Source organism: uncultured Roseibium sp., from assembly GCF_963675095.2.
Taxonomy (GTDB): Bacteria; Pseudomonadota; Alphaproteobacteria; order Rhizobiales; family Stappiaceae; genus Roseibium.
In genome coordinates this window covers 82990-108985 of sequence record NZ_CAXXSJ010000033.1, presented here as the reverse complement: position 1 = coordinate 108985, position 25996 = coordinate 82990, and the positions used below count along the sequence as shown (strand labels likewise).

Sequence of the window (25996 nt, the reverse complement as noted above, 5' to 3'; positions counted from 1 at the left end):
TTTCCGACCCGATTACGCAACCCTGACCTCGGTGCCGTGGGAAACGGACCCGACCGCACAGCTCATCCACGACGCATATACGCGTGAAGGCGCGCCGGTGGAGACCGCTCCGCGCAATGTGCTCAAGCGCATCCTGAAGCTCTACGACGAAAAGGGCTGGGAGCCGGTGGTCGCGCCTGAAATCGAGTTTTACCTGGTCAAGCCCAACGCCGACCCCGACTATCCGCTCGAGCCGCCGACGGGCCGCTCCGGCCGGCCCGAGGTCGGTCGTCAGTCCTATTCGATCTCGGCGCTCAACGAATTCGACGATCTCATCGACGACATTTACGACCTGTCGGAACAGCAGGGGCTGGAAATCGACACCCTCATCCACGAGGAGGGGGCCGCGCAGATGGAGATCAACATCCGCCACGGCAATCCCTCGAACTTGCGGACCAGGTCTTCCTGTTCAAGCGCACGATCCGCGAGGCCGCGTTGCGGCACGATATGTATGCCACCTTCATGTCCAAGCCGATGTCGAATCAGCCCGGTTCGGCCATGCACATCCACCAGTCGGTGATCGACAAGGCGACGGGCAAGAACATCTTCTCCGGCGAGAATGGCGAAGAAACGCCTGAGTTTCTGTCCTTCATCGCCGGGCATCAGAAGTACCTGCCCTATGTCACCTGCATCATGGCGCCCTTCGTCAATTCGTACCGGCGCTTTGCCCGCAATTCGACCTCGCCGGTGAACGTGTACTGGGGTTACGACAACCGCACGGTCGGGCTGCGCGTGCCCTATTCCAACGCCCAGGCCCGGCGCCTTGAAAACCGGGTCCCGGGATCAGATGCCAACCCCTACCTCGCCATCGCGGCCTCGCTCGCCTGCGGCTATCTCGGCATCCAGAAGGGCCTGAAGCCGGATGCGCCTCAGACCACCGACTGCGGACATCTGCTGAAGGCGCTGCCGCGTGGCCTGCCGGAGGCCCTGGCCCTGTTTGAGAACAATGCCGACATCATCGAGGTCTTCGGCGAGAAGTTCGTCGCCACCTACCGCGCGATCAAATATGAAGAGTTCGAAACCTTCATGTCGGTCATCAGTCCCTGGGAGCGGGAATACCTCCTGCTCAACGTGTGATCCGAAGTCTTTCGGATCATCCCAAGTCTTTCGCCACGGAGTTACCAATGACGGCTGTATCCAACATCTATCCGACCGCGGCCTTGCGGGCAGCCGATGCTGCCCACCACATCCATCCCTTCACGGATACCAAGGCGCTGAACGCGGAAGGCAGCCGGATCATTACCCATGCGGACGGCGTCTGGCTGACGGATTCCGACGGCACCGCATCCTCGACGGCATGGCCGGGCTTTGGTGCGTGCAGGTCGGTCATGGCCGGCAGGAGATCGCGGATGCCGTTCATCGCCAGATGAGCGAGCTGTCCTATTACAACACCTTCTTCAAGACGACCCATCCGCCCGCGGTCGCATTGTCCGAAAAACTTGCCGAACTCGCACCGGCCCACATGAACCGGGTGTTCTACTGTTCCTCCGGTTCGGAGGCGAACGACACCGTCTTCCGCATGGCGCGCTTCTACTGGACCAGATGGGCAAGCCGGAGAAAAAGGCCATCATCGGCCGCTGGAACGGCTACCACGGTTCGACGCTCGCCGGTACCAGCCTCGGCGGCATGAAGGCCATGCACGGCCAGGGCGACCTGCCGGTCCCGGGTGTCCACCACGTCGACCAGCCTTACTGGTACGGCGAAGGCGGCGACATGAGCCCGGAAGAGTTTGGCATCCAGGTGGCGCGCAAGCTGGCTGAGAAGATCGACGAGATCGGCGAGGACAAGGTTGCCCGCCTTCATCGCCGAACCGATCCAGGGGGCCGGCGGCGTCATCATCCCGCCGGAAACCTACTGGCCGGAAATCAAGAAGATCCTGGCGGAGCGGGATATCCTGCTGGTCATCGACGAAGTGATCTGCGGCTTCGGCCGGCTCGGCACCTGGTTCGGCTCCGACACCTACGACCTCAAGCCCGACCTGATGCCGATCGCCAAGGGCCTGACCTCGGGCTACCTGCCCATGGGCGGCGTGCTGGTCTCCGACCGGGTCGCCGAAGGCCTGATCGACAAGGGCGGCGAGTTCTATCACGGCTACACCTATTCCGGTCACCCGGCCTGTGCCGCCGCAGCGCTTGCCAACCTGGAAATCATGCAGCAGGAAAAGCTGGTCGACTATGTCGCCGATGATATCGGCCCCTACCTGCAGACCCGCTGGACGGCGCTCGGCGACCATCCGCTGGTCGGCGAAGCCCGCATGAAGGGCCTGATGGGTGCGCTGGAACTGGTCCCGGAAAAGGGCGACCGGACGAAGAAGTTCGCCAACGAGGGAACCGTCGGCACGCTCTGCCGCGATATTTCCTTCAAGAACGGCATGGTCATGCGTGGCGTCCGAGACAGCATGATCATCTCCCCGCCGCTGGTGCTCTCCCACGACGAGGCCGATCAGCTGGTCGCCATCGCCCGCAAGACGCTGGACGATACTTATGTAGAGCTGAAGCGGCAGGGGAAGGTCTGAGGCCTTTTGAAATCGGGCGCTCGTCTTGCCGCGCGGTTCTGTCATGTGAACTGATGACAACAATGCCGCACACTCCCGTCTCCCCCCTTGAGGGGGATGTCCGCGACAGCGGACAGAGGGGGGTGTTAGCCTATCGGAAAATCGAAGCGCCGGAGAATACCGCCAACGCAGTTGCCCCCCTCTGTCACCTTTGGTGACATCTCCCCCTCAAGGGGGGAGAGGGGCGCAGGCGGCACGTTCAATAGTTCCCGAGGATTGTCAAATTCGGGCGGAGCCTCAAGGTTCCGCCCGTTTTTCGTTAGCCACTCAGACGCACCGGCCGCCGTCGATCTCCAGGGCGACGCCGGTGATGAACTCCGCCTCGTCGGAGGCGAGGTAAAGGGCGGCGTTGGCGATGTCTTCGGGTGTCGACAGACGGCCGAGCGGAATGGTCGCCTTGAAGGCGGCGCGGCGCTCCGGCGTGTCCTCGCCCATGAATCGGTCCAGCATGCCGGTCTCACCCGCGACCGGACAGAGCGCGTTGACCCGGATCTTCTTCGGCGCCAGCTCCACCGCCATCGATTTGGTGGCGATGACAGCAAAGCCCTTGGACGCATTGTACCAGGTCAATCCGGGACGCGGCCTGAGGCCTGCCGTCGATGCGGTGTTGATGATCACGCCGCCGCCCTGTTTTTCCATGATCGGCACGACCTGCAGGGTCGCCAGGTAGATCGCCTTGGCGTTCACGGCCATGACCTTGTCGAAATCCTCTTCGCTGACATCGAGCAGGCCGCAATTACGATGGGTATAGCCGGCGTTGTTGACGAGAATGTCGAGACGGCCGAACACATCGACAGCATCCGAAACCATCGCCGTCACGCCGGCCTTTTGCGTGACGTCCGCCGTGACCGCGATCGCGGTACTACCTATTTCCCGGGCCACACGTGCCGCCGCTCCTTCGTTCAGGTCCGCGACGACCACCTTTGCGCCTTCTGCGGCATAGCGCTTGGCGATGCCCTCCCCAAAGCCCGATCCACCACCTGTGACGATAGCTACCTTGCCTTCCAGTCTTCCAGTCATCGATTTCATTCCTCCCGATTTGGAGGAGACGTTAGTCAATGAACGGGACAGGTGCAATCATGCGAACAGGTCCGGCTCGTCGAGCATCAGGCGCTGCACCAGCACGACGCTCTTGGCGTCCTGCAGGTCTCCCTTGCGCAACAGGTCGGCCAGATCCCGGCAGGTGAATTCCAGGATCTCGATATCCTCGCCTTCGTCAGCAAGCCCGCCGCCGACACCGCCGTTGTCGCTGTGACTGTAGTCGGCCAGGAACAGATCCAGTTTCTCACCGAGCATACCGGGACTTGGCAGGATCGCGCCTATGGGCTGCAGGCTGCGCGGTCGGAATCCGAGCTCCTCCTCCATTTCGCGTGCAGCCGCCTCGGCAGCATTTTCGCCCGGATCGATCAGACCGGCGCAGACTTCCAGCGGAAATCCGGTGTCGTGTTCCACGAGCGGCGGAATCCGGAGTTGCCGGACCAGAAGCGCCGTCTTGCGGCCCCGGTCCACGGGCAAGACGGCGACCGCATTGCCATGATGATGCAGTTCTCGGGTGATCCTGCCGGGGGTCCCGTCGAGGCGGGTATAGGCCGCTTCGATCACGTCGACCTTGCAGAACCCGTCATAGACGCGCCGGCGGGACAGGATTTCGACTTCAGTTGAGGCAGGTCTTGCCGGCGAATCGGTCATGGAAGTCTCCCGGATGGTGCAGCGCATCCTACATGTCACATCCGGGGACTTAAGGGCCGGTTACTCCGCGGCCTGGACGGCTTCGCGGAGCGACCGCCGTGCCCAGGGACGGGTACCGGCGGGAATTTCCTCCACCGTGCCGACCGGCTGCAGATAGCGGGTGACTTCCGGCCATTCGCCGTCCTTCAATGCCTTCACGACTTCCGGCTTGGAAATCTCGAAACTGGTGATCCCGCAACGGCGCATCAGGGGAACCTGGTCGAGGATGTAATCACCGGTCGCACGGATGTCGCCCTTGTAGCCGAGTTCTTCACGCAGTATGCGGGCGGCCGAAAATCCGCGACCGTCGGTGAATTTCGGAAAGGCGACGATCACGAGCGAGATCCGCTCCAGATACGGCCCGAGCTCTTCAGCCTTCTCGCCCGCGGCAATCAGGACGGCAGTCTTTACACCACCTTGCAGGACCGTGTCTGGTTCCTCCAGGAACAAGCCGAAAGGAACGGTGACATTTCCCTGAGCCGGCAGGTCGTCCCTGCTCTCGATCATGGTCCAGCTTTCCTCAAAGAAAGCGCCGTTGGAAAAAATGGTCGTCATTTGTGTTCGCGTCCCTTTACCTCTAGATGCCGCTGCCGTCGATTTCGCGGCCATGGGTGGGAAGATGAATTCCGCATTCGGTCTTGTCCTGGCCGCGCCAGCGGCCCGCACGCGGATCTTCGCCCGGCTTCACCTTGTCGGTGCACGGCAGGCAACCGATGGACGGATAGCCCTGGGCGACAAGCGGATGCGGCGGCAGGTCATGAGCCCTGGCGTAGTCCAGAACGTCGCCCGCGCTCCAGTCCGCGAGCGGGTTGACCTTGACCCGGCCGTCATCGGCCTCGAACAGCCCGAGGCTTGCCCGGGAAGAACTCTGAAAGCGCTTGCGGCCCGAAATCCATGACGAAAAACCGTCCAGCGCCACGTCCAGAGGCAGGACCTTGCGGATGTGGCAGCAGGCGTCCGTGTCGCTCATCCAGAGCATGCCGCCCGCGTCCTTCTCTGCCAGATCTTCAGAAGCCGGTTTCTGGGACCGGACGTCGGTCAGACCCAATCGGTCGACGAGGTCGTCCCGGTAGCGGAGCGTGGCCGGAAACAGCTTGCCGGTATCGACGAAGATCACCGGTGTCGCCGGGTCGATTTCGGCGACCATGTGCAATAGCACCGCGGAATCCGCGCCGAAACTCGACACCAGGGCAATCTCTCCGGGATATTGCTCACGCACGGCCGCGCGCAGCACGTCTTGTGCTTCTGCGCCTTCGTACTGGGCGTTGAGCGCCCGGACTTCGGCGTCAAGCGCCAGTTCCGGATCCACGGCGGATGTCAGGCTGTTAAGCAGTGCCATAAAGCGCTTCCTTGAACGGCTCCTCGCCGAGCCGTCTGTAGGTGTCCAGGAAGGTCTCCTCCCGACCGGACCGCAGCGACAGATAGGTGTCCACAAGGGTCTCGATCGCATCGACCACAGTCTCCGAAGAGAACCCGCGCCCGACGATCTCGCCGATCGACGTGTTTTCGTTGGCCGAGCCGCCAAGGGTGATCTGGTAGAATTCCTCGCCTTTCTTCTCCAGGCCGAGAATGCCGATATGGCCGACATGGTGATGGCCGCAGGCGTTGATGCAGCCGGAAATCTTGATCTTCAGATCGCCGATCTCCGCCTGGCGTTCCGCGCTGCCGAAGCGCTCGGAAATTTCCTGCGCGACCGGGATCGAGCGGGCCGTCGCCAGGGCGCAATAGTCCATGCCCGGGCAGGCGATGATGTCGGTGATCAGGCCCGCATTGCCTTCCGCCATGCCATGCTCGACCAGCTTGTCGAAGAGAGCCGGCAGATCGTCCAGGCGCACGTGGGGCAGGATGACGTTCTGCTCGTGGCTGATGCGGATTTCATCCTGGCCGTAGCGCTCCGCCAGATCGGCAATGACCTCCATCTGCGTGTCAGAGGCGTCGCCCGGAATGCCGCCGATCGGCTTCATGGAGACCGTCACACTGACGTGGCCCGGTACCCGGTGCGGATTGAGGTTGTGAGCAACGAACTGGGCGAAGGCCGCATCGGCAGACTTACGCGCTTCGACCGCCGCAGAAACTGTGGGCAGAACCTCCAGAGGCGGTGGTGCGAAATAGGCCTCGATCCGGCGCACTTCCTCGTCCGGCAGGCGCAGGACGCCGAAGCGGATCTTTTCGAACTCCGCCTCGATATCGGCCTTGAGTTCTTCGAGCCCCGTCTCGTGGACAAGGATCTTGATGCGCGCCTTGTACTTGTTGTCCCGGCGACCGTAGCGGTTATAGACCCTCAGCACCGCTTCCGAATAGGCAAGCAGGTCTTCTTCGGGCAGGAAGTCGCGCACCTTTCGGCCGATCATCGGCGTACGGCCGAGACCGCCGCCAACGAAGACGGTGAAGCCGACCTCGCCCGCCGCGTTCCGCGTCAATTGCAGACCGATGTCATGGACCTGAACGGCGGCGCGGTCGTTCGGCGCGCCGGTGATGGCGATCTTGAACTTGCGCGGCAGGAAGGAAAATTCCGGGTGCAGCGACGACCACTGACGCAGGATTTCCGCGTAAGGCCGCGGGTCGGCGATTTCATCTGCCGCGGCACCGGCGAAATGGTCCGCGGTCACGTTGCGGATGCAGTTGCCGGAGGTCTGGATGGCGTGCATTTCCACTTCGGCCAGTTCTTCCAGGATCGCCGGCACATCCGACAGCTTCGGCCAGTTGAACTGGATGTTCTGGCGCGTGGTGAAGTGGCCGTAGCCCTTGTCGTAGGTGCGTGCGATATGGGCGAGCTTGCGCATCTGGCGCCCATTCAGCGTGCCATAGGGGATCGCGACCCGCAGCATGTAGGCGTGAAGCTGCAGGTAAAGCCCGTTCATCAGGCGCAGCGGCTTGAACTCTTCTTCCGTCAGTTCGCCGGCCAGGCGGCGGCGGACCTGATCGCGGAACTGGTCGGTGCGCTCGGTGACGAAACCATGGTCGAATTCATCGTAGCGGTACATGTCTTTCTCCATTCAGGCGCTGCCGGTCAGCCGGCGCTGCCTTTGGTCAATCTCGTGGGGGCGATGTCAGGCCGTTGCGGCGCGGGTCAGTTTGCCCAGGTCCGGAAGGATGGTCGGGCCTCCGGCACGGATCCGTTCGCGCAGACGCTTGGGCGTCAGACAGCCGTCTTCCAGAACAACGTCCACCTCATAGGCCTCGACGACCTCCCGATCGGCGATGGACTGCTGAGCGGTCGCCATGGCGGCCGCGACGTCTTCCTTCGCCTCCAGGACGTTTGCCCGGGACAGGTCCCCAACCCAGTTGCCCTCCACCCCGAGCCAGACGACTTCGCCATCGAGCAGGCGGTATGCGGTAACGACTTTCATGGACTTCAACTCCTCAGGCGGCGGCTTCACGCAAAACCGCGGACGCGGCCAGGGGCTCGGCATTTTCCAGCCCCGCGTGTCCGACGGCATCGCCGATAATGATCAGGACAGGACCGCCGACGTCGTCGCGGTCTGACAGAAGGCTCAGGTCGGAAAGAACGCCGGAGAACTGGCGTTCGCCGGCCTGGGCGGCATTTTCGATAATGGCGACCGGCGTTGCGGGTTTCATTCCGGCGTCGATCAGCCTGGCCGAAACGGAAGCGGCAACACTGCGGCCCATATAGACAGCGACCGTCGCGCCCTTCAGCGCAAGACCGGCCCAGTCGGGTAAGGTTTCAGAACGGGTGTTGTGTCCGGTCGCAAACACCAGCGTTGACGCCACGCCGCGCAGGGTCAGTGGAAGCTGTGCGGAAGCGGCAGCAGCAAAGGCCGCAGTCACGCCTGGAACCACTTCGAAGCCGATCCCGGCTTCCCTGAGCGCGGCCATTTCCTCGCCGGCCCGGCCGAAGACGAGCGGATCACCGGACTTGAGCCGGACGACCTTGTGGCCCTGTCGGCCAAGCTCGACCAGAAGCCGGTTGGTGTCCGCTTGCGGAACCGAATGGGCGCCCTTGCGCTTGCCGACGGAGATCCGTTCCGCGTCCCTGCGTCCCATTGCGACGACCGAGGCCGGCACCAGCGCATCGTAGACGATGACATCGGCCTCCTGCAGGAGACGCTGCGCACGCAGGGTCAGAAGGTCTTCCGCCCCCGGCCCGGCGCCGACCAGCCAGACGAAGCCGGTCTCGTCCGCGCGGCCGTTCAGCAAACGCTGGGTCTCAGCGCGCGCCAGATCGTTCCGGCCGGCATGAACGTGGGCTGCGACAGGTCCGGTAAAAAACCGCGCCCAGAACCGGCGGCGCGCCGCGCCATCCCCGATGACCCTTGAAACCGTCTCGCGGATACTTTCCGCCAACTGCGCCAGATCGCCGGTCGCAAGCGGCAACATGGCCTCGATCCGCGCTCGGATATGGCGCGCCAGGACCGGCCCGACGCCTGTGGAGGTGATGGCAACGGCGACGGGTGCCCGGTTGACCAGGGCCCCAGTATAGAAGTCGCACAGGTCCGGCCGGTCGACCGCGTTGACCGGCACGCCTACCGCCCGCGCGGCCTCAACCACCGCCCTGTCGAGGGCTTCATCCTCGCGCGCGGTGAAGACCAGTGCAGCGCCGGCCAGAAGTCCGGGGCGGAAATCGGCATCGACATGCGCCGCGCCGGCGCTCGCGATTGCCTGCCGCAGAACAGGTTCAATCTCGCGAGAGACGACCTCGATCCGCGCATTGGTTTCGCCGAGCAGACGCACCTTGGCAGCGGCTTCCGCGCCATGGCCGACGACGATCACCCTCTGCCCCCGGACCTTGAAAAAGGCCGGAAACACATCGAGGCGCCGTTTCGTGTTTTCGCAGTCGATCCCGTTCATTGGGAAACTCTCCCGGACATTCGCATCCATGGACTGAATCTAGTCATTCCGGGGCGAAAACGCGGGGCATCGCATTTCAAAGGCTGAGCGCAAGAGGGAAAAGGTTTTCGAAAAACCGAACCGGATCGAAACGATTTCAAGGCATAGTGCACAGCGGTAAGATATGAAGGCGGAAGGTCGTTTCTCCAACATCCGCCACAGGGGGACACAGGCATATGTTACGAAAATCGATTGTCGCCGCCGGTATTGCCGCAATCTGCGGCGGGCTTCTTTCCATTCCCGCAGATGCACGAAGTGTGGACCGTTTCCGCCTGGGCGGCTGGGTCGGAGACGCTTATGTCGATGACGCCAACAACCGGTTCAGCTCCTGCGTCGCCTCGGCCCAATACCGAAGCGGCATTGCCATGTCCGTTCAGGTCGACGGCAATTACAACTGGTTCATCGGTTTCTCCTCCAGCAGCTGGAACATGACGGTCGGTCAAAATATCCCACTGCAATACCGGATCGATCGCGGCGCATGGCAACAGGCAAACGGCGAGGTGAGAACCGCGACCATGGTCCGGATACAGATGCCGGCAAACGGTTCTCTGGTTTACCACTTCCGGCGCGGACGCCTGCTCCAGGTCTTTGACGGCAACAACACCTATGAATTCCGCCTCACCGGCACGTCGAAGCTGATGGCGCGGCTTGGCCGCTGCGTCCAGATCAACTCTGCCCGCTTTGGACTTGCCTCCACCCCTTCGGCACCCGCTCCCGGCACCTCTGCGCCATCTCAACCGGGAGGGGCGCAACCGGGCGGCTCGCAGACCGCGCCGGCGAATTCGGCGCTACAGGTCGAAGCCACCCAGGCGCTGTTCAACCTGATGTCCCAGGCGGGTCTTTCGGGTCTGAAACTGATCCCCGACCAGGACCGGGAAGACAGCCTGAAGGGATTGTATGCCGTCGCAATGAAGGACGGTCGCACGGTTGTCGCCCATATCTTCGAACCGGGCGGCTACGCAAGCGAACAGGATCTGATGGCGCAGATCATCGCCGCTTCAGCCAAGAGCTGCGAAGGCAGCTTCCAGTCAGGCACCGAGCAGGCGAGCGAGGGCGGCAAGCAGCTCTTCACCAGTTATGCCCACTGCACATCGGGCGACACCGACCTGGTGGAGCGGGTGGCCATCGTTCCGCGCGCCGCCGGCGGCATCTTCGTTTACGGGGTTTCCGACACTGTGACGGGACCAGCGGATGGCCCGACCTTGTCGCCCCCCGAACTGACCGACCCGGACTTCTACCGGGCGGCCGCGGAAGCGGCGAACTGACAACAAATCATCCACAAAAGAAAGAGCCGACGGATCCCATGATCCGCCGGCTCATTCCGTTTTCGCTTTCAGGTATTGACGCCAACGTCAGGCGGCGAAAGCCTTGATGAAACCTTCGATCTGAAGCGTCAGGTTCTGGGTTCTCGTCGCAACGGACTTGACGGCATCGCTCACCTGGTTGGCTGCATCCGTGGAGCGCTGTGCATTACCCTCAAGGCCGGAAACGCTGCGGCTTGCCTCCTGGGTGCTTGAAGACGCCTCATTGACCCCGCGGGCAATCTCACCGGTCGCGGCACTCTGTTCGGTCACCGCGGAGGCAATGGCCGTCGTTTCCTCGGTGACATTGCCCATGATGTCGGAGATTTCCTGAATGGAGGACGCCGCGTCCGTGGTCGCACCCTGGATCGCCGCGATCTGCTGGGTGATGCTTTCGGTGGCCTTGGCGGTCTGGCTGGCGAGAGCCTTCACCTCATTGGCAACGACCGCAAATCCCTTACCAGCCTCGCCGGCACGGGCCGCTTCGATGGTGGCGTTCAGGGCCAGCAGATTGGTTTGTTCGGCGATGGTGGAAATGAGTTGGACGACTTCGCCGATTTCCTGGGCTGCTGCCGAAAGCGTTCCGACCTTGGCATTGGTCTCATGCGTCGTCTCCGCGGCTTCCGCGACCACGGCGGTCGTGGAGGTGACCCGCTGATTGATTTCCTCGATCGAGGCAGACAATTCCTCGGCCGCAGACGCAACGGTTTCAACATTTGCCATTGCCGAACCGGAGGCGGCAGACGCCCCTTGAGCATGCGACGTCGTATCCTGAGCCACTTCAATCAGGCTGCGCGCGGTTTCTTCCAGCTGCTCCATGGTCCGGTTAACGTCGACGATTAGTTCGGAAACTTCCGCCCGGAAGGTCGTGATCAGTTTCTCGCGCGCCTGCACCCGTTCCATGCGCTCGGCATCGACCTTGGCCTGTGCCTCTGCCAGCGTGTTTCGTTCGGCAGCCTTGTCGCGTAAAATATGAATGGCCTTGGCGATGCCGCCGATTTCGTCCCGGCGCCCGGCTTCTGCGAGGGTCACCGAATAATCCCCGTCGGAGATCCGGATGACGGCAGCCGAAACGTCGGTCAACGGCCGGAGCACGAAGCGCAGGAAGCCATACGCCGCGGCGATGGTCCCGAGAAGGACGACAAGGATATTGGCATAAGCCATCATATCCATACGCAGGGCAGCGGTTTGGTTTAGCTCCGCCTCCTTGGCAAGCAGGGCTCGCTCATCTTCCATTTGGCGGGAGCGGATCTCCAATGCGGCGCCGAGCGCTTCGGTCAACGCCTCTGCTGTTGCGTCAAATTCCGCCATCATGCGGTTCCCGCCGGCCGGTCCTTCAGCAACATAAGCTCCTGCCATGGCCTTGCCGGTTTCATAGTAGGCGGGGAACAGCGTGCGTATATCCTCGATCTTGCCGGCGAGTTCCGTGTAGCCAAGCTTCTTGGAGAGTTCCAGGGCCTTGCGGCTGTCATCCTCGAACCGGGTGGCAAATTCCGCGGCCGAGGCAAACCCGTCATCAAGGCCATCCAAACCGCGCGTGGCGGAGATGTCCGTCAGCCACTGCTGCACCTGCACGATGTCGAACTGCGTGTCCTTGAGCAGAAGGGTCAGGTCCAGACCTGTGCCGGAGAAGCGCAGCGCGTCTTCCGCAATATCTTCGCCCGTTTTCTCAAGCGAACGAATAAACTGCAAGGACACCACGTTCATGGTGCCGATCACAACAATGAAAACGGCAATCGCGCAAATCACTTTGGCTTTCAGGGTTCGGAAATTCATGTCGGTCCTCTTCCGGCGCACATTGATGTGCTTATTGGGATAACCCCGGACGCATTCCTCTGCGTCGTTTCAAGGATAAACCTGCCCCTAAAAAGTACCTAAATATTTAACTTATTCAGATTTGTAGAAAATTTCGCCATACGTAAAAACATATATCTACATATATAATTCGAAAACCTTATGTTTTTAACCTCAACCCTAGGTAATTCTGTGAACAAAAACCAGCGAACGCAAAGAAAAACGCCGAGCATTCACCCGGCGCTGATCTCAACTTCGCGCTATCTGGCCTGGAACCGGAAGTAACCGGCCGACGCAGGCTTCGAACTTCAGGATGTCGCGATTGGACATGGGCAGGAACTCCTGGACATGGGCCAGCGCGCGGAAGGCGACCGTCTTCTCCAAGGCAGAACGCACAATCGAAGCCCGGTGGCGCACTTTAGCGCGATTTCATCTCCCAGACCGAACCACAAGAATGCGCGAACTTCTTTGTTTCTGCCGGATACGAGCCACCATAAATTGGGCAAGCTTTCGTATAGCTCTTGTATACTTGAAAACTGTTATCTGAAGCTGTTCAAGCTTACTGCTTGCAGCGCTCTACGTTCCTGCTCCCTTTAATTTCTTCAGGTGATTTTTCCACTCGATTTCCCACGTTTAGCTTGCTGTAATTCGCCTTACTCACAGCCCGACTAAAAGGGGATACTGAACCTGAGCGAGCCGCTGTTGGTGGCCAGCTTTTCCGAGAACCGGCCATTGTATTCGAGCCGCAGGTCGACACCTTCGATGGAGGTGATCTGTATGCCGGCGCCAATCGAGGCGAAAAGATCCTCATGCTCGAGAGAAGTCTTGAATGAGCTGGTACCAGCGGTCCGGTTGGTGAAACGCGCATCGGTTTCCCACGTGTCGCTGGACAGAAACGACAGACCGAGTTTCCCGTACACCCGCAGGTCGGTGCCATCCTTGTAACGCAGGCGGCTGCCAAGCTCGACAGAGGGGGTTGCCGCAAAGTTCCATTGCCCGGTGGACTCGAACTCTAGCCCGTATGCACCGCTTTCCCGGTGATGACCGACCCTGGAATAGATGGCATCGAAGTCGAAATAGGGTTTAACGTAGACACTGTTCGTCGCAAAAGTGCGTGCGATCCGCGCCCTGACGGAGCCTGCCAGTACGCCGGGCGAGCTGGAGATCGTCTCGGAGAGATCGGAGATTGACAGGTTACGGTCAAACCGGGTGGTTCCATAGCTGCCGGCAGCGGCTGCCGATAAGGTCCAGGCCCCCAATTCCCGTTTCAGGCTTGCCCCGAGATATCCTGCCTTGCCGTCTCCCTTGACGGTGCCGGAGGCCTGGGAAATCCAGGACTGCTGGAAGGCCGCAGCGCCGCCGATAAACCAGCCCGGGGCAATTTCCCGTTGCCCGCCGAGCTGATAGGTCAAGGCGTCGGCATTGTAGCTCGGCGAATTGCCGATGGCTGCGCGGTGGCCCGTACCGCCGGTTGCACGAGCCCAGCCACAGGAACCCTCTGCGATGCCTGCGCCATCATCTTCAAAGACGGGACAGCTCATCAGACTATCGCCAAAAGCCAGCATTTCGAAGGTCTGCTCGACGGCGGCGGCAAGTCCGGTGCGCGGCAGAAGCTGGTTCAAGGTCTCAGGATAGCTCCCGGACTGATTGTCGACCTCTTCGGCAATGGCACCGAACAATCTTCCAAAGACGTTGTTGCCGCCGCGATCCCAGATATCCTGAAGGTTTTCTGCGACGGCCTTCTGATCCCGGTTAAGCGTGGCCTTGCCGTTGGGCGTAAAGTCGGCGCCGGTCACCTGGAAATAGTAGTCGGAGCCCTCGGCGTTGAACAGATAATCGAAGATAAGAGAGTTCTGCGGGGTAAGGGTGCCTGAAACGGAGCCTCCGACCGACAGAACATTGGTTTTCCTGGCTGGAAGGAGGCTGATTGTCTTGAGGCCGAGCGTTCCGGCCAGCGTTGCGTCGCCGCGGACTTCCAGCCAATCGGAATCGGTGTTGTTCAGGTCAATGTCCGCGAACAGAAAGCCCTGTGCGCTCTGCGTGAAGTTTCCGGTGATTACTGTCTTGCCGGGGTCGCGTTCGCGGCCCAGCACGAAGCGACCATTGTTGACGACATTTGCGTCGTACAGATAGCCGTCAGCAAGGGTGTTGGGTGAATTGTTGGTGACCGTGCCGGCGCTGCCGCCGCTGGCATTGGTGAGGACGACATCGCCATAAAGCGATGCAGTGCCGTTGATGGTCACGTCGAGGATCGCCCCGTTTGCTGTCGTTCCCGCGCCGGTGTACCAGACCGCATAGGAGCCCGTGTCGTCGGTGCCGTTTCGCGACGCGCCTGACTGGACGATCGCGTCGTCATTCAGAACCAAAGTATTGTTGAGCCCTCCGGAGACCCTGATAGCGGCTGCATCCGCATCCGTGCCCCCCTGGACATTGCCGTCTCCAGCAACGGTGATGCCGATTGTTCCGTTGCCGTCTGCTCCCTGGCTTTGCGCGAAGACGCCTGACGAGCGCGATCCTGTGGCAGCCACCTGATTTGTGATTTCAAGATCGATGGTGCCCGCGGTTCCCACGCTGTCCGTCGACATGAGGCCTGCCACACCACCCGTGCCTGTGCCTGAAATGCCACCGCCACCGCCGATGGACTGAGCGACAATACCTATTGAACCGTTACCCGTGACGTTGATCGGAGCGTCTATTTCCAGCGTGATCTGGCCGCCGTTGCCATTGGCGCCACCGGAGGTCAGGTTCGCGGTGGCGGTCGTCATCGAGCCGCCGGTCGCATCGCCGGCCAATCCGCCGCCGCCGCCAATGGATTGTGCCACCAGGCCGAAAGCGCCTTCGCCGCTGGTCTGAATGCCGGCGCCGCCGGTTAGCTGGAAGGTGACTGCACCGCCATTGCCGGCTGCACCGCCTGTGCCACCGATAGCCAGATCAAGTCCGCCCTCGACACTGCCGGTAACACCATAGCCCCCGCCGCCGCCGATGGACTGGAGCAGGACGCCGTGCGAGCGGTTTCCGAAGGTGGTAATCGTCGTGTCCATTGCCAGATCTATTGTGCCGCCATTACCGGCGACACCGCCCGAGCCACCGACCGAGACGCTCAGCTCGCTGCCGTCGACACGGGTCGTCTCCGCGCTGCTACCGACGCCGCCGGTGCCGCCGCCGCCGCCGATGGACTGGGCGACCAAGGCAGTGGCATCGTTCCCGCTTGTCGTGATCGTCACCGCGCTGGTGTCATAGGTGTGGACTTCGCCGCCGTCGCCACCCGCGCCGCCTGTTCCGCCGCCATCGCCGCCGATTGCCAGCGTGCCGGTCTGGTTATCTGAGCCGTCGCCGCCCTGGCCGCCGCCGCCGCCGATGGATTGCATCGTCATGCCGCTGGCGGCGAACCCGGCGGTATTGATGAAACTGTTGTCACTTCCAGGCAGCCAGATTGCGACTTCGCCGCCATCACCGCCGGACCCGCCCTTGCCGCCGATGGCCAATTCGACGGAGGCACTGACTTCGCTGCCGCTGGCACTGGAGGATCCGCCCTGACCGCCGCCGCCGCCAATCGATTGCAGCACGACCCCGTCCGCCCAGGCACCTTGCGTGATGATCTGGCCCTGGTGGAAATACTTCACCTGATTGCCGTTCCCGCCGGATCCGCCGCCACCGCCAACGTCGACCGTAAACGAATAGGAACTTCCGGAATCCGACAGGCGCTTGATCTGTTTCTTCAACGCGCCGATGGCATCGAGAACCTTGTGGGACGAAGCATCGTTGCCAAGTGAGCCGCCGATGCCGCCACCACCACCGATGGATTGCAGGACAATACCGTCCGCGTCGCCGCCGAAGGTTTCGATACGGCCGTAATGTTCGGTGTAGATCGTACCGCCGTCACCGCCGCTGCCGCCAACCGCTCCAACGCCCAGGTCCATACTGCCGGAGACACTTCCGCCACCTGCGGCGAGGAAAACGGTGCCGCCCTGGGAATTGCCGCCACCGCCGCCGATGGACTGTCCGACGAGGCCCTTGGAGCCCGACCCCTGCGTCTGGATCGTGTAGCCGGCAAAGTCATGAATCTCAACGGAAGCGCCGTCGCCGCCCGAACCACCCTGTCCGCCCAGGGAAATCTTGGCCTCGAGCGAGGCGATGCCGCCTTGCGAATAGGCGTTGCTGTTGCCGAGGCCGCCATTGCCGCCGCCGCCGCCAATCGATTGCGCGAGCAGGCCATGGGCACCGTCGCCGAAGGTGAAAAGCGTGCTTTCCGGGGCAAGGCCCGTCAGCTTCGTTGCGGTGGTGCCGGCCGAATTGGAAGACGACCCGTAAGTCCCGAGCGTGACATTGACCGCCCCGGCGTTGCCGCCGCCAGAGGTGGTGAAAGCATAATCGGAGTTGAAGTCGCTCAGGACGTTTCCGGTGCCGCCTCCAAGAGCAACGGTTGCCGTGGATTCCACCGTGTCCTTGTCGCCAAGCGTTGCCGTCAGGGCGGAAGCATCGCCGCCATTGCCGCCGCCGCCGCCGACCGATTGGGCCAGGATGCCATGAGAGGCATCGCCGATTGTCGTGAGCCTGGAGGATTGATCGTAGGAAACGGTCACGTTGCCGCCCGCGCCCGCATTGCCGCCGTTGCCGCCGACCGTGGCCACATAGTTGAAGGCGAGCGGAACGCCGGTGCCGGTGGGGGCCGCGACCAGCAGATCGCCGGCCGATGTCGACCCGCCATTGCCGCCGCCGCCGCCGATGGATTGGGCGAGTATGCCGGTGGCGTTGTTGGGAGCGTATTTGGACGTGGAAGAGCTGGAAAGCCCGGTGGCAATGTTGCTGTCCGACAGGGTGATCGTGACGTCGTCACCGTTGCCGCCTGTGCCGCCGCTGCCGCCGAGAACAAATGCGGCGTTGAAGCCGATGGTCGCGTCGAAGTAATTCGCGCTGCCGCCCGTGCCGCCGCCGCCACCAATGGACTGGGCGAGTATGGCTGTCGATTGAGCCCCCGACGTCGCGGCGTAGAGCTGATCCTGGGTGAGCGAAACCGTTCCGCCGCCCCCACCATCGCCACCGCTGCCGCCCATCTGAAAAGCGAGGAAAGACAGGACGCTGAAATTCTTGACGCTGCCACCGTTACCGCCACCGCCGCCGATGGACTGGGCGATCAGCCCCGGTGCGAAGACGCCGGTTGTTGTGATGTGGGCGTGGCCGTTGCTTGTGGCAGCCTGCAGCGAGGGGAGGTCGGAGTAAACGCACCCGCCGGTGTTGTCGACACAGACCTCACCACCGTCACCACCCAGATCGGCAGAACCGCCGACGCCGATGGACGCGATTGTCGATAACGTCTGTACGCTGCCACCGTTGCCGCCGCCGCCTCCGATCGACTGGAAGACAGCTCCCGGCGAATAGCCGCCGGAGGTGACAATGCTCCCGATATTCGTAATGGCGACCGTGCCGCCATTCCCACCCGCGGCGCCCTGACCGCCTACGCCGACAGTACCGGTGGCATCGCCGCCGGACCCGCCGCCACCGCCAATCGATTGCGCCAGGATTCCGGTCGAGGAATCGCCTTTGGTCGTGACCTTCTGCGTGTTTGAAACCCCGACGTAACTGCCGTTTGACGTTGTCGATCCTGCGGCACTGCCGCCGATGCTGACAAACCCGCTGGAAGAGCCGGCCGCACCGCCGCCGCCGCCGACCGATTGAGCGATGATGCCGAGCGAATTGAACCCATTGGTCGTAATGCCGGCGCTGGAATTGACCGTTACCGTGCCGGCCGCGCCACCGCCGGCACCATCCCCACCCAGTCCGACGAAGGTGGAGGCGTCGATCCCGCCGGTTCCGCCGCTGCCGGCGATCGACTGCGCAACAATACCAAATGCATGATCTGCGGCGGTCGCAACCGCGGCATTGTCAAGCGAGAGGTAGACGTTTCCGGCGTCGCCGCCATTGCCGCCATTGCCGCCGGAGCCGCCAAGGACGCTTTGGAAATCGCTCCCTGTTCCTCCACCGCCACCGATGGAGTGCAGAGCGATCGCTGCGGAGAAGGCGCCGCTTGTCTCAACGCTGGTGCCGCCCGAAACGGTGACTGAAACCGTGCCGGCATCACCGCCGAAACCGCCGCCGCCACCGGTGCCGGCGAGAGCCGTGCCGTCGCTGCCGTTACCGCCTTCGCCGCCGATGCTCTGCGCCAGCACACCGTAAACGTTGACGCCGCTTGTCTCGATCGATTTTCCGTTTTCCAGCGCTACCGAGACGGATCCGGCCGTGCCGCCATTGCCGCCGCTTTGGTCTTTGGTCGGGCCGGTGCCGCCCTTGCCCCCAATGCTTTTCGCGCCGATTGCGGCGCTCGGCTCATAGTTGTTGCCGGTGACGTCGAGAACGAGCCTTGACGCGTTGGTGATCGAGACATTGCCGCCGTTACCGCCATCACCGCCGTCGTCGCTGTTGTCGGTCGAGGCGATGCCCGCGCCGCCCGCGCTCAATCCATAGAGGACGAACAGGCCGTCGCCGCCGCTCGTGGTGACATCCCAATAGATATTGCCATCCATGGCGTTGTCGATCGTGACCGTTCCACCGGCGCCGGCATTGCCGTTGTTGTCACCGCCGCTGCCGCCCAGGGACCTTGCAATGAACCCGCCGCCTTCTCCGAGCCCCTGGAAACGATCATCGCTCGAACCAACGCTGAAGCTGCTCGGCGCGGTGTTGTCGACGGTGACGCTGCCGCCGTCACCGCCCTTGCCGCCATATTGGTCGGAGAGGACGCTGTTGTTCTGGTTGCCTCCTGTTCCGCCTTTGCTTTCGGCAACGAAAGTGGCAAATCCGAAATTGGCGTAACCAAAGGCCGTATAGCCTGCAATGCCGTTGTTGGTGACCTGAACCGAGCCGCCGTTGCCGCCGGCGCCGCCGTTGGAATTGTTGTCCCCGTTGGATTGGTCGCCTTCGCCGCCGCTGGACTGAGCGAAGATGCCCATGGCAAATTGGCTGACTTCCGACACGTTTATGTCGATATTTGACTGATTGACGATCGTAACGGTTCCGCCCGCTCCGGCTGCGCCGGAGTCTTCGCCTGCCGAACCTCTGGATTCGACATACCAGTTTGCATAAAGGCCCTGGCTGGTTGGGATGACCATATTCTGCTGACTGTAATTCTGGATCGTGATCCCGGGGGCTTGCGCACCAGCGGAAGCTCCCGTTGCGGTCAGGTTGACGTAGGTGACCTCCGCACCGACGTTGAAGGTGCAAATCCACGGGTCGCCGGACTGGTCACACAGGGAATTCGCCAGGGCGGGGGAGGAAAGGCAAAGGCTCGCAACGGATGCGGTGGACAGCAGGAGCGATTTTACGCGAATGTTTTCCCTGGCCGAAAGACGGGAAACCTGGTCTTTTCCGCCGATTTCAAGGCTGCGGCCCATTTTCTTATCCCTGAAACAATTGTCTTAAAACGTTTTGAGACGGAACTTTTTTGATCTTGTTCGTCAGGAGCCACTATGGTTGCGGGCCTGAGGTTTTCACTGCAAATTCGATGAACCAGCTGAATTCATCGATGAAATCGTGGGTCGGGCCGCCAGGGCGGTCCTATATTGAAAATCGCCTGTTCAGAACGAGATTGCTTGAAACATGCTTTTAGATGCAGCCATTCCGGCTACGACACGCAGGACAGTCTCCACTCCAGGAGAAGACGTCCGCGTGCATGCCGTCAGTCCGCCTCATCACGAGGAGCGCCTGCAGCCCGAGACCGAACTTCTCTTCTGGAAACTTCAGATCGGCGGCTGGTTGTTCATAGCCGTTTATGGCTTTTTCGCCCGGGTGGTGACGTTTTCCGACTTCCGGCTTGCGCTCACGCTGACCCTTTCGATGGACCTGGTCGGCTTTCTGCTGACGAGCGCGGCGCATCTTTATTTCCTCCGGAAAGTCCAGCGGTTGATCACGATTCCGGTGTTTCTGGGGGCGGCTGTGTTCTCGCTCGCGGGCGGTACCTTGCAGATGTATGTGGCCTGGTTCGCGCGCGACCTGCTTTTTCCTGAAGCGCTGCCCTTCAACACGCCTCTGACGCCGGTCGTTTATTACACTTCGGTTCTGCTGGGCTGGATGCTGGCCTATTTCTGCCTGAGGTCCGATTACGAGGCGCGGATCGCGCGATTGCGGCGCAGCGAGGCTCTTGCGGAGGCTATGCGCTCCGAACTTGAACAGCTGCGGCTGCAACTTGCGCCTCACTTCCTGTTCAATGCGCTCAATTCCGTCGCGTCGGAAATTCACGAGCGGCCCGACACCGCGCTTGAAATGGTGCGGGAAATTGCAGGTTACCTGCGCTATTGCCTCAACCAGCAGCGCCGGGACCTCTGTCCGCTGTCGGAAGAAGTGGAGGCGATGAATGCCTATCTGCGCATCCAGGAAATCCGGTTTGAAGACAAGCTTCAATGCACCGTTAGCGTCGACGAAACCGTCAGGGACATGATCGTTCCGCACATGATCCTGCAGGGGCTCGTGGAAAATGCCGTCAAGCACGGGTTGAAACATCAGTCGAACCGCATCGACATTCACGTCTCCGTCAGCGGTCTCGGCAAGGATCAGGTCGAGGTTGCAGTCACGAATTCCGGGAAGATTTCGGAAGCCGACCCGACGCGAAAGTCGATCGGCCATGCCAACCTCAGAAAACGTCTGCAGCTCTACTATCCGGACATGCACGAGTTCAGCCTGAGCGAAGGGCAAGGCACGGTCGTCGCCCGCATTCTGCTGAAAGGCCCGGCATGCTCCGTGTAGTCCTGGTCGACGACGAGCCTTCGGCCAGACGCGGCCTGAGGCGCATGCTCAGCAGATTTCCTGATATTACGATTGCCGGGGAAGCTGGAGACCTTGTCTCTGCCAGAGACATGATGAACCGGGCTCGGCCGGATGCGGTTTTCCTGGATGTGGAACTGACCAACGGCAAAGGCCTGGACCTTGCGGCAGATTTGCCGCCGGATACCTTCGTGATCGTCGTCAGCGCCTATGACCTTTATGCGATCGATGCCTTCGATGTGGCCGCGCTCGATTTTCTCGTGAAACCGGTCAAGCCGGAAAGATTGGAAACCGCTATCGGCCGTCTGCGCGAAAGACTGCCGATGCGTCCGTCTGCTCAGGAGAAAAGCGCGTCCCCCGCACCGGAAACAGCGCAGGACCGGCTTCAACTCAAGACCAGTTCCACGTCGATCCTGGTGTCCCACGAGGCGATCTCCTTTCTGCGGGCAGAGGGAGACTACACCCGTGTCTATCTGGAAAACGGGCAGCAGCATCTCGCCAACGGTCTCTTACGCGTCTTTGAGAACAGACTTCCAGCACCACCCTTTCACCGGCTGGACCGCTCCACCATCGTGAACAGCGCACAAATCCGGCGCGTCGACTGGCATGCTTCCGGCCGAAGCAGCATTCACTTCAGCACCGGCACGAACGTCGTTGAACTTGGGAGGCCAGCTTCAAAACGACTGCGCTCCCTTTTGTAAGTGCGTGCAGGGTGACAGAAAGGATATCAATCGTGTTCAAGCTCCAAGCCACCAATGTCCGGTTCGCGAAAGCGTATTTTTGAACTCAAACGACTGAAATGGGGCGCAAAGCGGACGAATTGCGTTCCTACCACCGCAGGGGGAAGTCGCAGTTTTTTACTTGTATCAGAATTTTAAAGCGTGTCCGAACCCCAAAAGTCCTGCTGGACCCAGGGGTTCGGTTTAAGCTTGTACCAGACGCCCACATTCAGGTTGGGGATTCGGGCAAATGCCTGGCGTTTCTTTTGTTGGTATTGCCGTTTTCCGCCGGACGAAGACCGGCCGGGCCGCGTTTTACTTCATCGCCTGCAGGACAGAGACGTAGTTGGCGACGGCAGCACCGCCCATGTTGAAGATGCCGCCGATTTCGGCGTTCTTCACCTGGATGTCGCCGGCTTCGCCAAGCAGCTGCATGGCGGTAAGCACATGCATAGACACCCCGGTCGCGCCGATCGGATGCCCCTTTGCCTTGAGACCGCCGGAAGGATTGACCGGCAGCTTGCCGTCCATCTCCGTCCAGCCTTCCATGAGCGCACGGGCACCATCGCCTTCCTTGGTCAGGCCCATGGCCTCATATTCGATGAGCTCAGCAATGGTGAAGCAGTCATGGGTCTCGACAAAGGACAGATCGTCCAGCGTGAGGCTCGCATCACCGAGTGCCTGTCCCCAGGCTTTCGAGCAGCCTTCGAACTTCAGGATGTCGCGCTTGGACATGGGCAGGAAGTCCTGAACATGGGCCAGGGCCCGGAAGGCAACCGCCTTCTTCATGCCGAGCGCGGTTGCCGGGTCGGTCAGGACGAGAGCCGCGGCTCCGTCGGAGACGAGCGAGCAGTCCGTGCGCTTCAGCGGACCGGCGACGAAGGGGTTCTTCTCGCTCTCCGCACGGCAGAACTCATAGCCGAGATCCTTGCGCATCTGGGCATAAGGATTGTTGACCCCGTTCTTGTGGTTCTTCGCCGCGATCTTGGCGAGCGCATCCGACTGGTCGCCGTATTTCTGGAAGTAGGCGTCAGCGATCTTGCCGAAGACACCCGCAAAGCCGGCCGGAATGTCGCCTTCCTCTTTCAGATAGGAAGCCCTCAGCAGGTTCTTGCCGATTTCCGGACCGGGCGTCGTGGTCATTTGCTCCACGCCGACGACAAGCACGAAGCGGGCACTGCCGCTGGCGATGGCGCGCACGCCCTGATGCACGGCGGCGGAGCCGGTCGCACAGGCGTTTTCGACACGGGTCGCCGGCTTGAAGCGCAGCGCCGGATCCGCCTGCAGTACCAGAGAAGCGGTAAAGTCCTGGGCGGAAAAGCCTGCGTTGAAATGGCCGAGCAGGATTTCATCCACATCTTCGGGCGCAATGCCGGCATCATGAATGGCATCCGTCGCCGCCTTGACGATCAGGCTTTCGACGGTCTCTTCACTATGTCTTCCAAAGGGCAAATGCGCCCAACCAACGATGGCTGCGGTCATCTCAAACTCCTCCCGTTTCGTTGTCGTGGGGACAACGTGGCTCACGAAACTTCTCTGCAGCATGATACCGGTCTTGGAAAACGTCCATGCTGCATTGCATCAGACGAGCAGAGATTTTCACCTTGCGCGGGACTTGACAAGAGCTAATTGACTAAAAGGTCATATAATTTTATTTTCTATATATATTTCAGGTATTTATAACTTAATTTTTATCTCACCATTCGATAGTTTGGACACTGGCCACGGGTTTGAAATCGGGCACTTTGCCCTGCACCAACATCGTCTTCACAACACTGTCATTCTGGTCCCGTAAGGTTTTGTCGTTGCAAAAAAACCTTACTTTGCGACTTTTCAGAATTCGGGCCGGCCTCACGCAGAGGTCGGCCTTTTTTCCTTGCGGAATGCGGCCAGTCATCGGCCCTCGTTCTTCGTCCCTGGCGCGCTGACTGCTGCCTTGCGACCGGAAAGGGCCGGATTGGCCCGATGATTCCCACTTTCAAAATCGGCATCGGGATTCTAAAGAGACGCAGCCAGGGGACGGACGATGCTCCCGCCCTCTATCATTCCAACCCGCAGGACAGCTAGCAGGGATCCCTTCCCCGATGACGTCTTCCCTCCCCCTCTCGGTCTTCATCATCGCGAAAGACGAAGGCGACCGGATCGGACGCACGATCGAGAGTGTTTCCGGCTGGGTGGATGAAGTCATCGTCGTCGATAGCGGCTCAACCGACGATACGGTGGATGTCGCTCAAGGACTGGGCGCCCGCGTGATCCACAACGACTGGCCCGGGTACGGCCCCCAGAAACGGTTCGGCGAAGACCAGTGCCGGAACGACTGGCTGTTGAACCTGGATGCGGACGAGGAGGTTACTCCGGATCTGGCGAAGGAAATCCAGGCCAGATTCGCTGATGGCTCCTACCGCGATGCGGACGGATGGCGGATCATGATCCGTGACGTCTATGCCCATGAAGACGCACCCGCGTCCTGGGCCTATGGCTATCACCAGATCAGGCTCTACGACCGGAACAAGGGCCGGTTCTCAGCGTCCACCGTCCATGACACGGTGCGCCCCGAAGCCGGCGCGGCCATCCGGTCACTGGACGGTATCATCGCGCACCGGTCGATCCGGTCGCTCGACTTTCAGGTCGGAAAATACAACCGCTATTCAAACATGCAGGTCGCCGACATGCGCGGCCGCGGACGCAGACTTTCCCGCTGGCGGCTCCTGAGCGAGTTCCCGGTCGCCTTTTTCAAGGCCTATGTGCTGCGCAGCTATTGGCGCTACGGCTGGTGGGGACTGATCCTGTCGATGAATTACGCCCACGCAAGGTTTCTGCGGATTGCCAAGGACTACGAGGCCGAGCTTCTGGAAAAGTCCGATCGGCCAAAGCGCTGAGAAGCTTCAAGCATTCACCACTTTCCGCTCTTCTTCCAGCTTGACGGCACGGTGCACGCGGATCGGCTGGCGCACGCCGGAAATCTTGTCGAACTGCTCCAGCCTGCGGATCGTCGTCTCCGTCAGCACATGGCCGTTCGACAGAACCAGCTCATGTGTGCCTTCTGTCAGAGCGTCATCGATCAGGGTATCGCCCGGCTTCAGCGCCCGAATATAGCAGGCAGAGATCTTACGCTCCAGCGGGGCCTCCACCTCATCAAGCAGACACGCCTTGGCGATTGCCAGAAGGTGCGGATCATATTGCTTTTTGTTGATTGTCAGTGCCTCGAAGGCCGCCGCGTCCACGCCGGTTTCCGGGCTGGCATACCAAAGGTCGGTCAACAGCTTGATGATACGCGAATTGAGCGGGATGTCCTTTCCGGTCGGCCCGTCTTCGGGAAACCCCGAACCGTCGAACCCGCGGCCAGAAAGATACAGGACATCCGCCACCTTCTCCAGCTGGGGAATGTTCTTCAGGAGCTGCTTGGTCTGTGCGGGAGCGGTTGCCAGAACGCGCCGCTCCTGGTCGGTCAGGGTCCTCGCCGCCCGATAGCGCCCCAGGATTTCTCTCGGCAGCAGAGCCTCGCCAAGCGGCGAGAACATCACCGCCATTTCAAGCTCCCATGTCCGTTTGACCGAAAGCCTCTTTGAGATCTTGAGCGCCTGTGCGCGCATGACCGGCGTTCGCCGGAAGGCTTCCGCATGAAACAGGGCAAGCATTTCGATCAGGAGCTTGACCGAGCCGGACAGGGTCTTTTCCAGCATGAGCCGCTCGTAAGCGATCTGGGCGTGGTGGGCCAGGGCCCCATCGACCGCCGCCGTTAGTTCGGTGGCCGAACATGGCTTGTTGAGAAACATGAAGATATGCCGCTCATTGACCGCTTCCTTCAGCCGGTCAACCGAAGTCTCCGTGGTCAGGATGATACGCGACGCATGAGGAGCAAAAGATTCGGATGCCTGAAGAAAGGCCGAACCGCCGCGGCCAGGGACATTGAGGGCCGTGACGATAACCGAGACCCCACCGTTCTCCTTGAGCCATTTCAGGGCCGCTTCGGTTTCGGGAAAGGTGATAACCTTGGCCTTATCCTGAAACAGACGAACGAAAGCTTCCAGCACCTTGGCGTCGTTGTCGACGACCAATATCTGATCAACGCGCTTATGTTCCATCCGCGACCTCCCAAGTTGTCGCTTCGGTTTCCGGCTCCCTCCGGCTCAAAGCTGATGTAAGCATCCTGAATACGACTTGCGACACCTTAGTTTCGTTTTATCCTCTCATACCTTTCTATACGGTAGTAATTACTAAAAAATTGTATTTTCGATATTTTTCAATAAGTTATTCATTCG

The 25996-nt window shown here is 61.2% G+C and carries 16 protein-coding genes and 2 pseudogenes; 6 read left to right on the top strand and 12 right to left on the bottom strand.

The genetic code is table 11. From position 1 onward, the window contains the following. Both ABIN98_RS13170 and ABIN98_RS13165 read left to right on the top strand, forming a co-directional pair. A pseudogene (locus ABIN98_RS13170) lies at positions 1–1116 on the top strand (glutamine synthetase family protein); the annotation flags it as partial. 47 nt (positions 1117–1163) lie between these two features. Then, positions 1164–2554: pseudogene (locus ABIN98_RS13165) on the top strand (aspartate aminotransferase family protein). 306 nt (positions 2555–2860) lie between these two features. On the opposite strand, the gene ABIN98_RS13160 reads toward ABIN98_RS13165, so the two are convergent. The 7 genes from ABIN98_RS13160 to cysG form a co-directional block, all read right to left on the bottom strand. Then, positions 2861–3622, bottom strand: coding sequence for a glucose 1-dehydrogenase (locus tag ABIN98_RS13160; protein ID WP_346910602.1), 762 nt, complete (start codon positions 3620–3622; stop codon positions 2861–2863). A 48-nt stretch (positions 3623–3670) separates the two neighbouring features. After that, positions 3671–4282 carry an NUDIX domain-containing protein gene (locus ABIN98_RS13155; protein WP_346910600.1) on the bottom strand — a complete coding sequence of 204 codons (612 nt, stop codon included), beginning with the start codon at positions 4280–4282 and terminating at the stop codon, positions 3671–3673. 60 nt (positions 4283–4342) lie between these two features. Beyond that, positions 4343–4876 carry a DUF934 domain-containing protein gene (locus tag ABIN98_RS13150; RefSeq protein ID WP_346910599.1) on the bottom strand — a complete coding sequence of 178 codons (534 nt, stop codon included), beginning with the start codon at positions 4874–4876 and terminating at the stop codon, positions 4343–4345. 22 nt (positions 4877–4898) lie between these two features. After that, positions 4899–5660 carry a phosphoadenylyl-sulfate reductase gene (locus ABIN98_RS13145; RefSeq protein ID WP_346910598.1) on the bottom strand — a complete coding sequence of 254 codons (762 nt, stop codon included), beginning with the start codon at positions 5658–5660 and terminating at the stop codon, positions 4899–4901. After that, a complete protein-coding gene (locus ABIN98_RS13140; RefSeq protein WP_346910596.1) occupies positions 5647–7305 on the bottom strand; it encodes a nitrite/sulfite reductase in 1659 nt (552 codons plus the stop codon). The genes ABIN98_RS13145 and ABIN98_RS13140 overlap by 14 nt, the downstream gene beginning before the upstream one ends. A 66-nt stretch (positions 7306–7371) precedes the next feature. Beyond that, positions 7372–7671 carry a DUF2849 domain-containing protein gene (locus ABIN98_RS13135; protein ID WP_346910594.1) on the bottom strand — a complete coding sequence of 100 codons (300 nt, stop codon included), beginning with the start codon at positions 7669–7671 and terminating at the stop codon, positions 7372–7374. Positions 7672–7684: 13 nt separating this feature from the next. Continuing rightward, entirely contained in the window at positions 7685–9130 is a 1446-nt protein-coding gene (gene cysG / locus ABIN98_RS13130) for a siroheme synthase CysG (RefSeq protein WP_346910592.1), read from the bottom strand. Between the two features lie 215 nt (positions 9131–9345). Here cysG and ABIN98_RS13125 point away from each other — a divergent pair, with 215 nt between their 5' ends. Further along, entirely contained in the window at positions 9346–10434 is a 1089-nt protein-coding gene (locus tag ABIN98_RS13125; RefSeq protein ID WP_346910590.1) for a hypothetical protein, read from the top strand. 87 nt (positions 10435–10521) lie between these two features. On the opposite strand, the gene ABIN98_RS13120 is transcribed toward ABIN98_RS13125, so the two are convergent. From ABIN98_RS13120 to ABIN98_RS13110, 3 genes are all read right to left on the bottom strand, one after another. Then, the gene (locus ABIN98_RS13120) at positions 10522–12246 is read right to left on the bottom strand and encodes a HAMP domain-containing methyl-accepting chemotaxis protein (RefSeq protein WP_346910588.1); all 1725 of its coding nucleotides are present in this window, start codon (positions 12244–12246) and stop codon (positions 10522–10524) included. Between the two features lie 267 nt (positions 12247–12513). Next, positions 12514–12660, bottom strand: coding sequence for a hypothetical protein (locus ABIN98_RS13115; protein WP_346910586.1), 147 nt, complete (start codon positions 12658–12660; stop codon positions 12514–12516). Between the two features lie 272 nt (positions 12661–12932). Further along, positions 12933–19649 (bottom strand): autotransporter outer membrane beta-barrel domain-containing protein, encoded by a 6717-nt coding sequence (locus ABIN98_RS13110; RefSeq protein ID WP_346910584.1) that lies wholly within the window; start codon positions 19647–19649, stop codon positions 12933–12935. 205 nt (positions 19650–19854) lie between these two features. Between ABIN98_RS13110 and ABIN98_RS13105 the strand changes: the two genes are divergently transcribed. Both ABIN98_RS13105 and ABIN98_RS13100 read left to right on the top strand, forming a co-directional pair. Continuing rightward, positions 19855–20997, top strand: a complete 1143-nt coding sequence (locus ABIN98_RS13105) for a histidine kinase (protein WP_346910582.1) — start codon at positions 19855–19857, stop codon at positions 20995–20997. Next, entirely contained in the window at positions 20985–21716 is a 732-nt protein-coding gene (locus ABIN98_RS13100; RefSeq protein ID WP_346910581.1) for a LytTR family DNA-binding domain-containing protein, read from the top strand. Before ABIN98_RS13105 ends, ABIN98_RS13100 begins: the two co-directional genes overlap by 13 nt. Positions 21717–22049: 333 nt before the next feature. Here ABIN98_RS13100 and ABIN98_RS13095 read toward each other — a convergent pair whose 3' ends face one another. Continuing rightward, positions 22050–23216, bottom strand: coding sequence for an acetyl-CoA acetyltransferase (locus tag ABIN98_RS13095; RefSeq protein WP_346910579.1), 1167 nt, complete (start codon positions 23214–23216; stop codon positions 22050–22052). A gap of 602 nt (positions 23217–23818) precedes the next feature. Between ABIN98_RS13095 and ABIN98_RS13090 the strand changes: the two genes are divergently transcribed. Continuing rightward, entirely contained in the window at positions 23819–24613 is a 795-nt protein-coding gene (locus ABIN98_RS13090) for a glycosyltransferase family 2 protein (protein ID WP_346910577.1), read from the top strand. A 6-nt stretch (positions 24614–24619) separates the two neighbouring features. Here the strand turns inward: ABIN98_RS13090 and ABIN98_RS13085 are convergent, their stop codons facing one another. Next, a complete protein-coding gene (locus ABIN98_RS13085; RefSeq protein ID WP_346910575.1) occupies positions 24620–25819 on the bottom strand; it encodes an HD domain-containing phosphohydrolase in 1200 nt (399 codons plus the stop codon). Between the last annotated feature and the right edge of the window lie 177 nt (positions 25820–25996).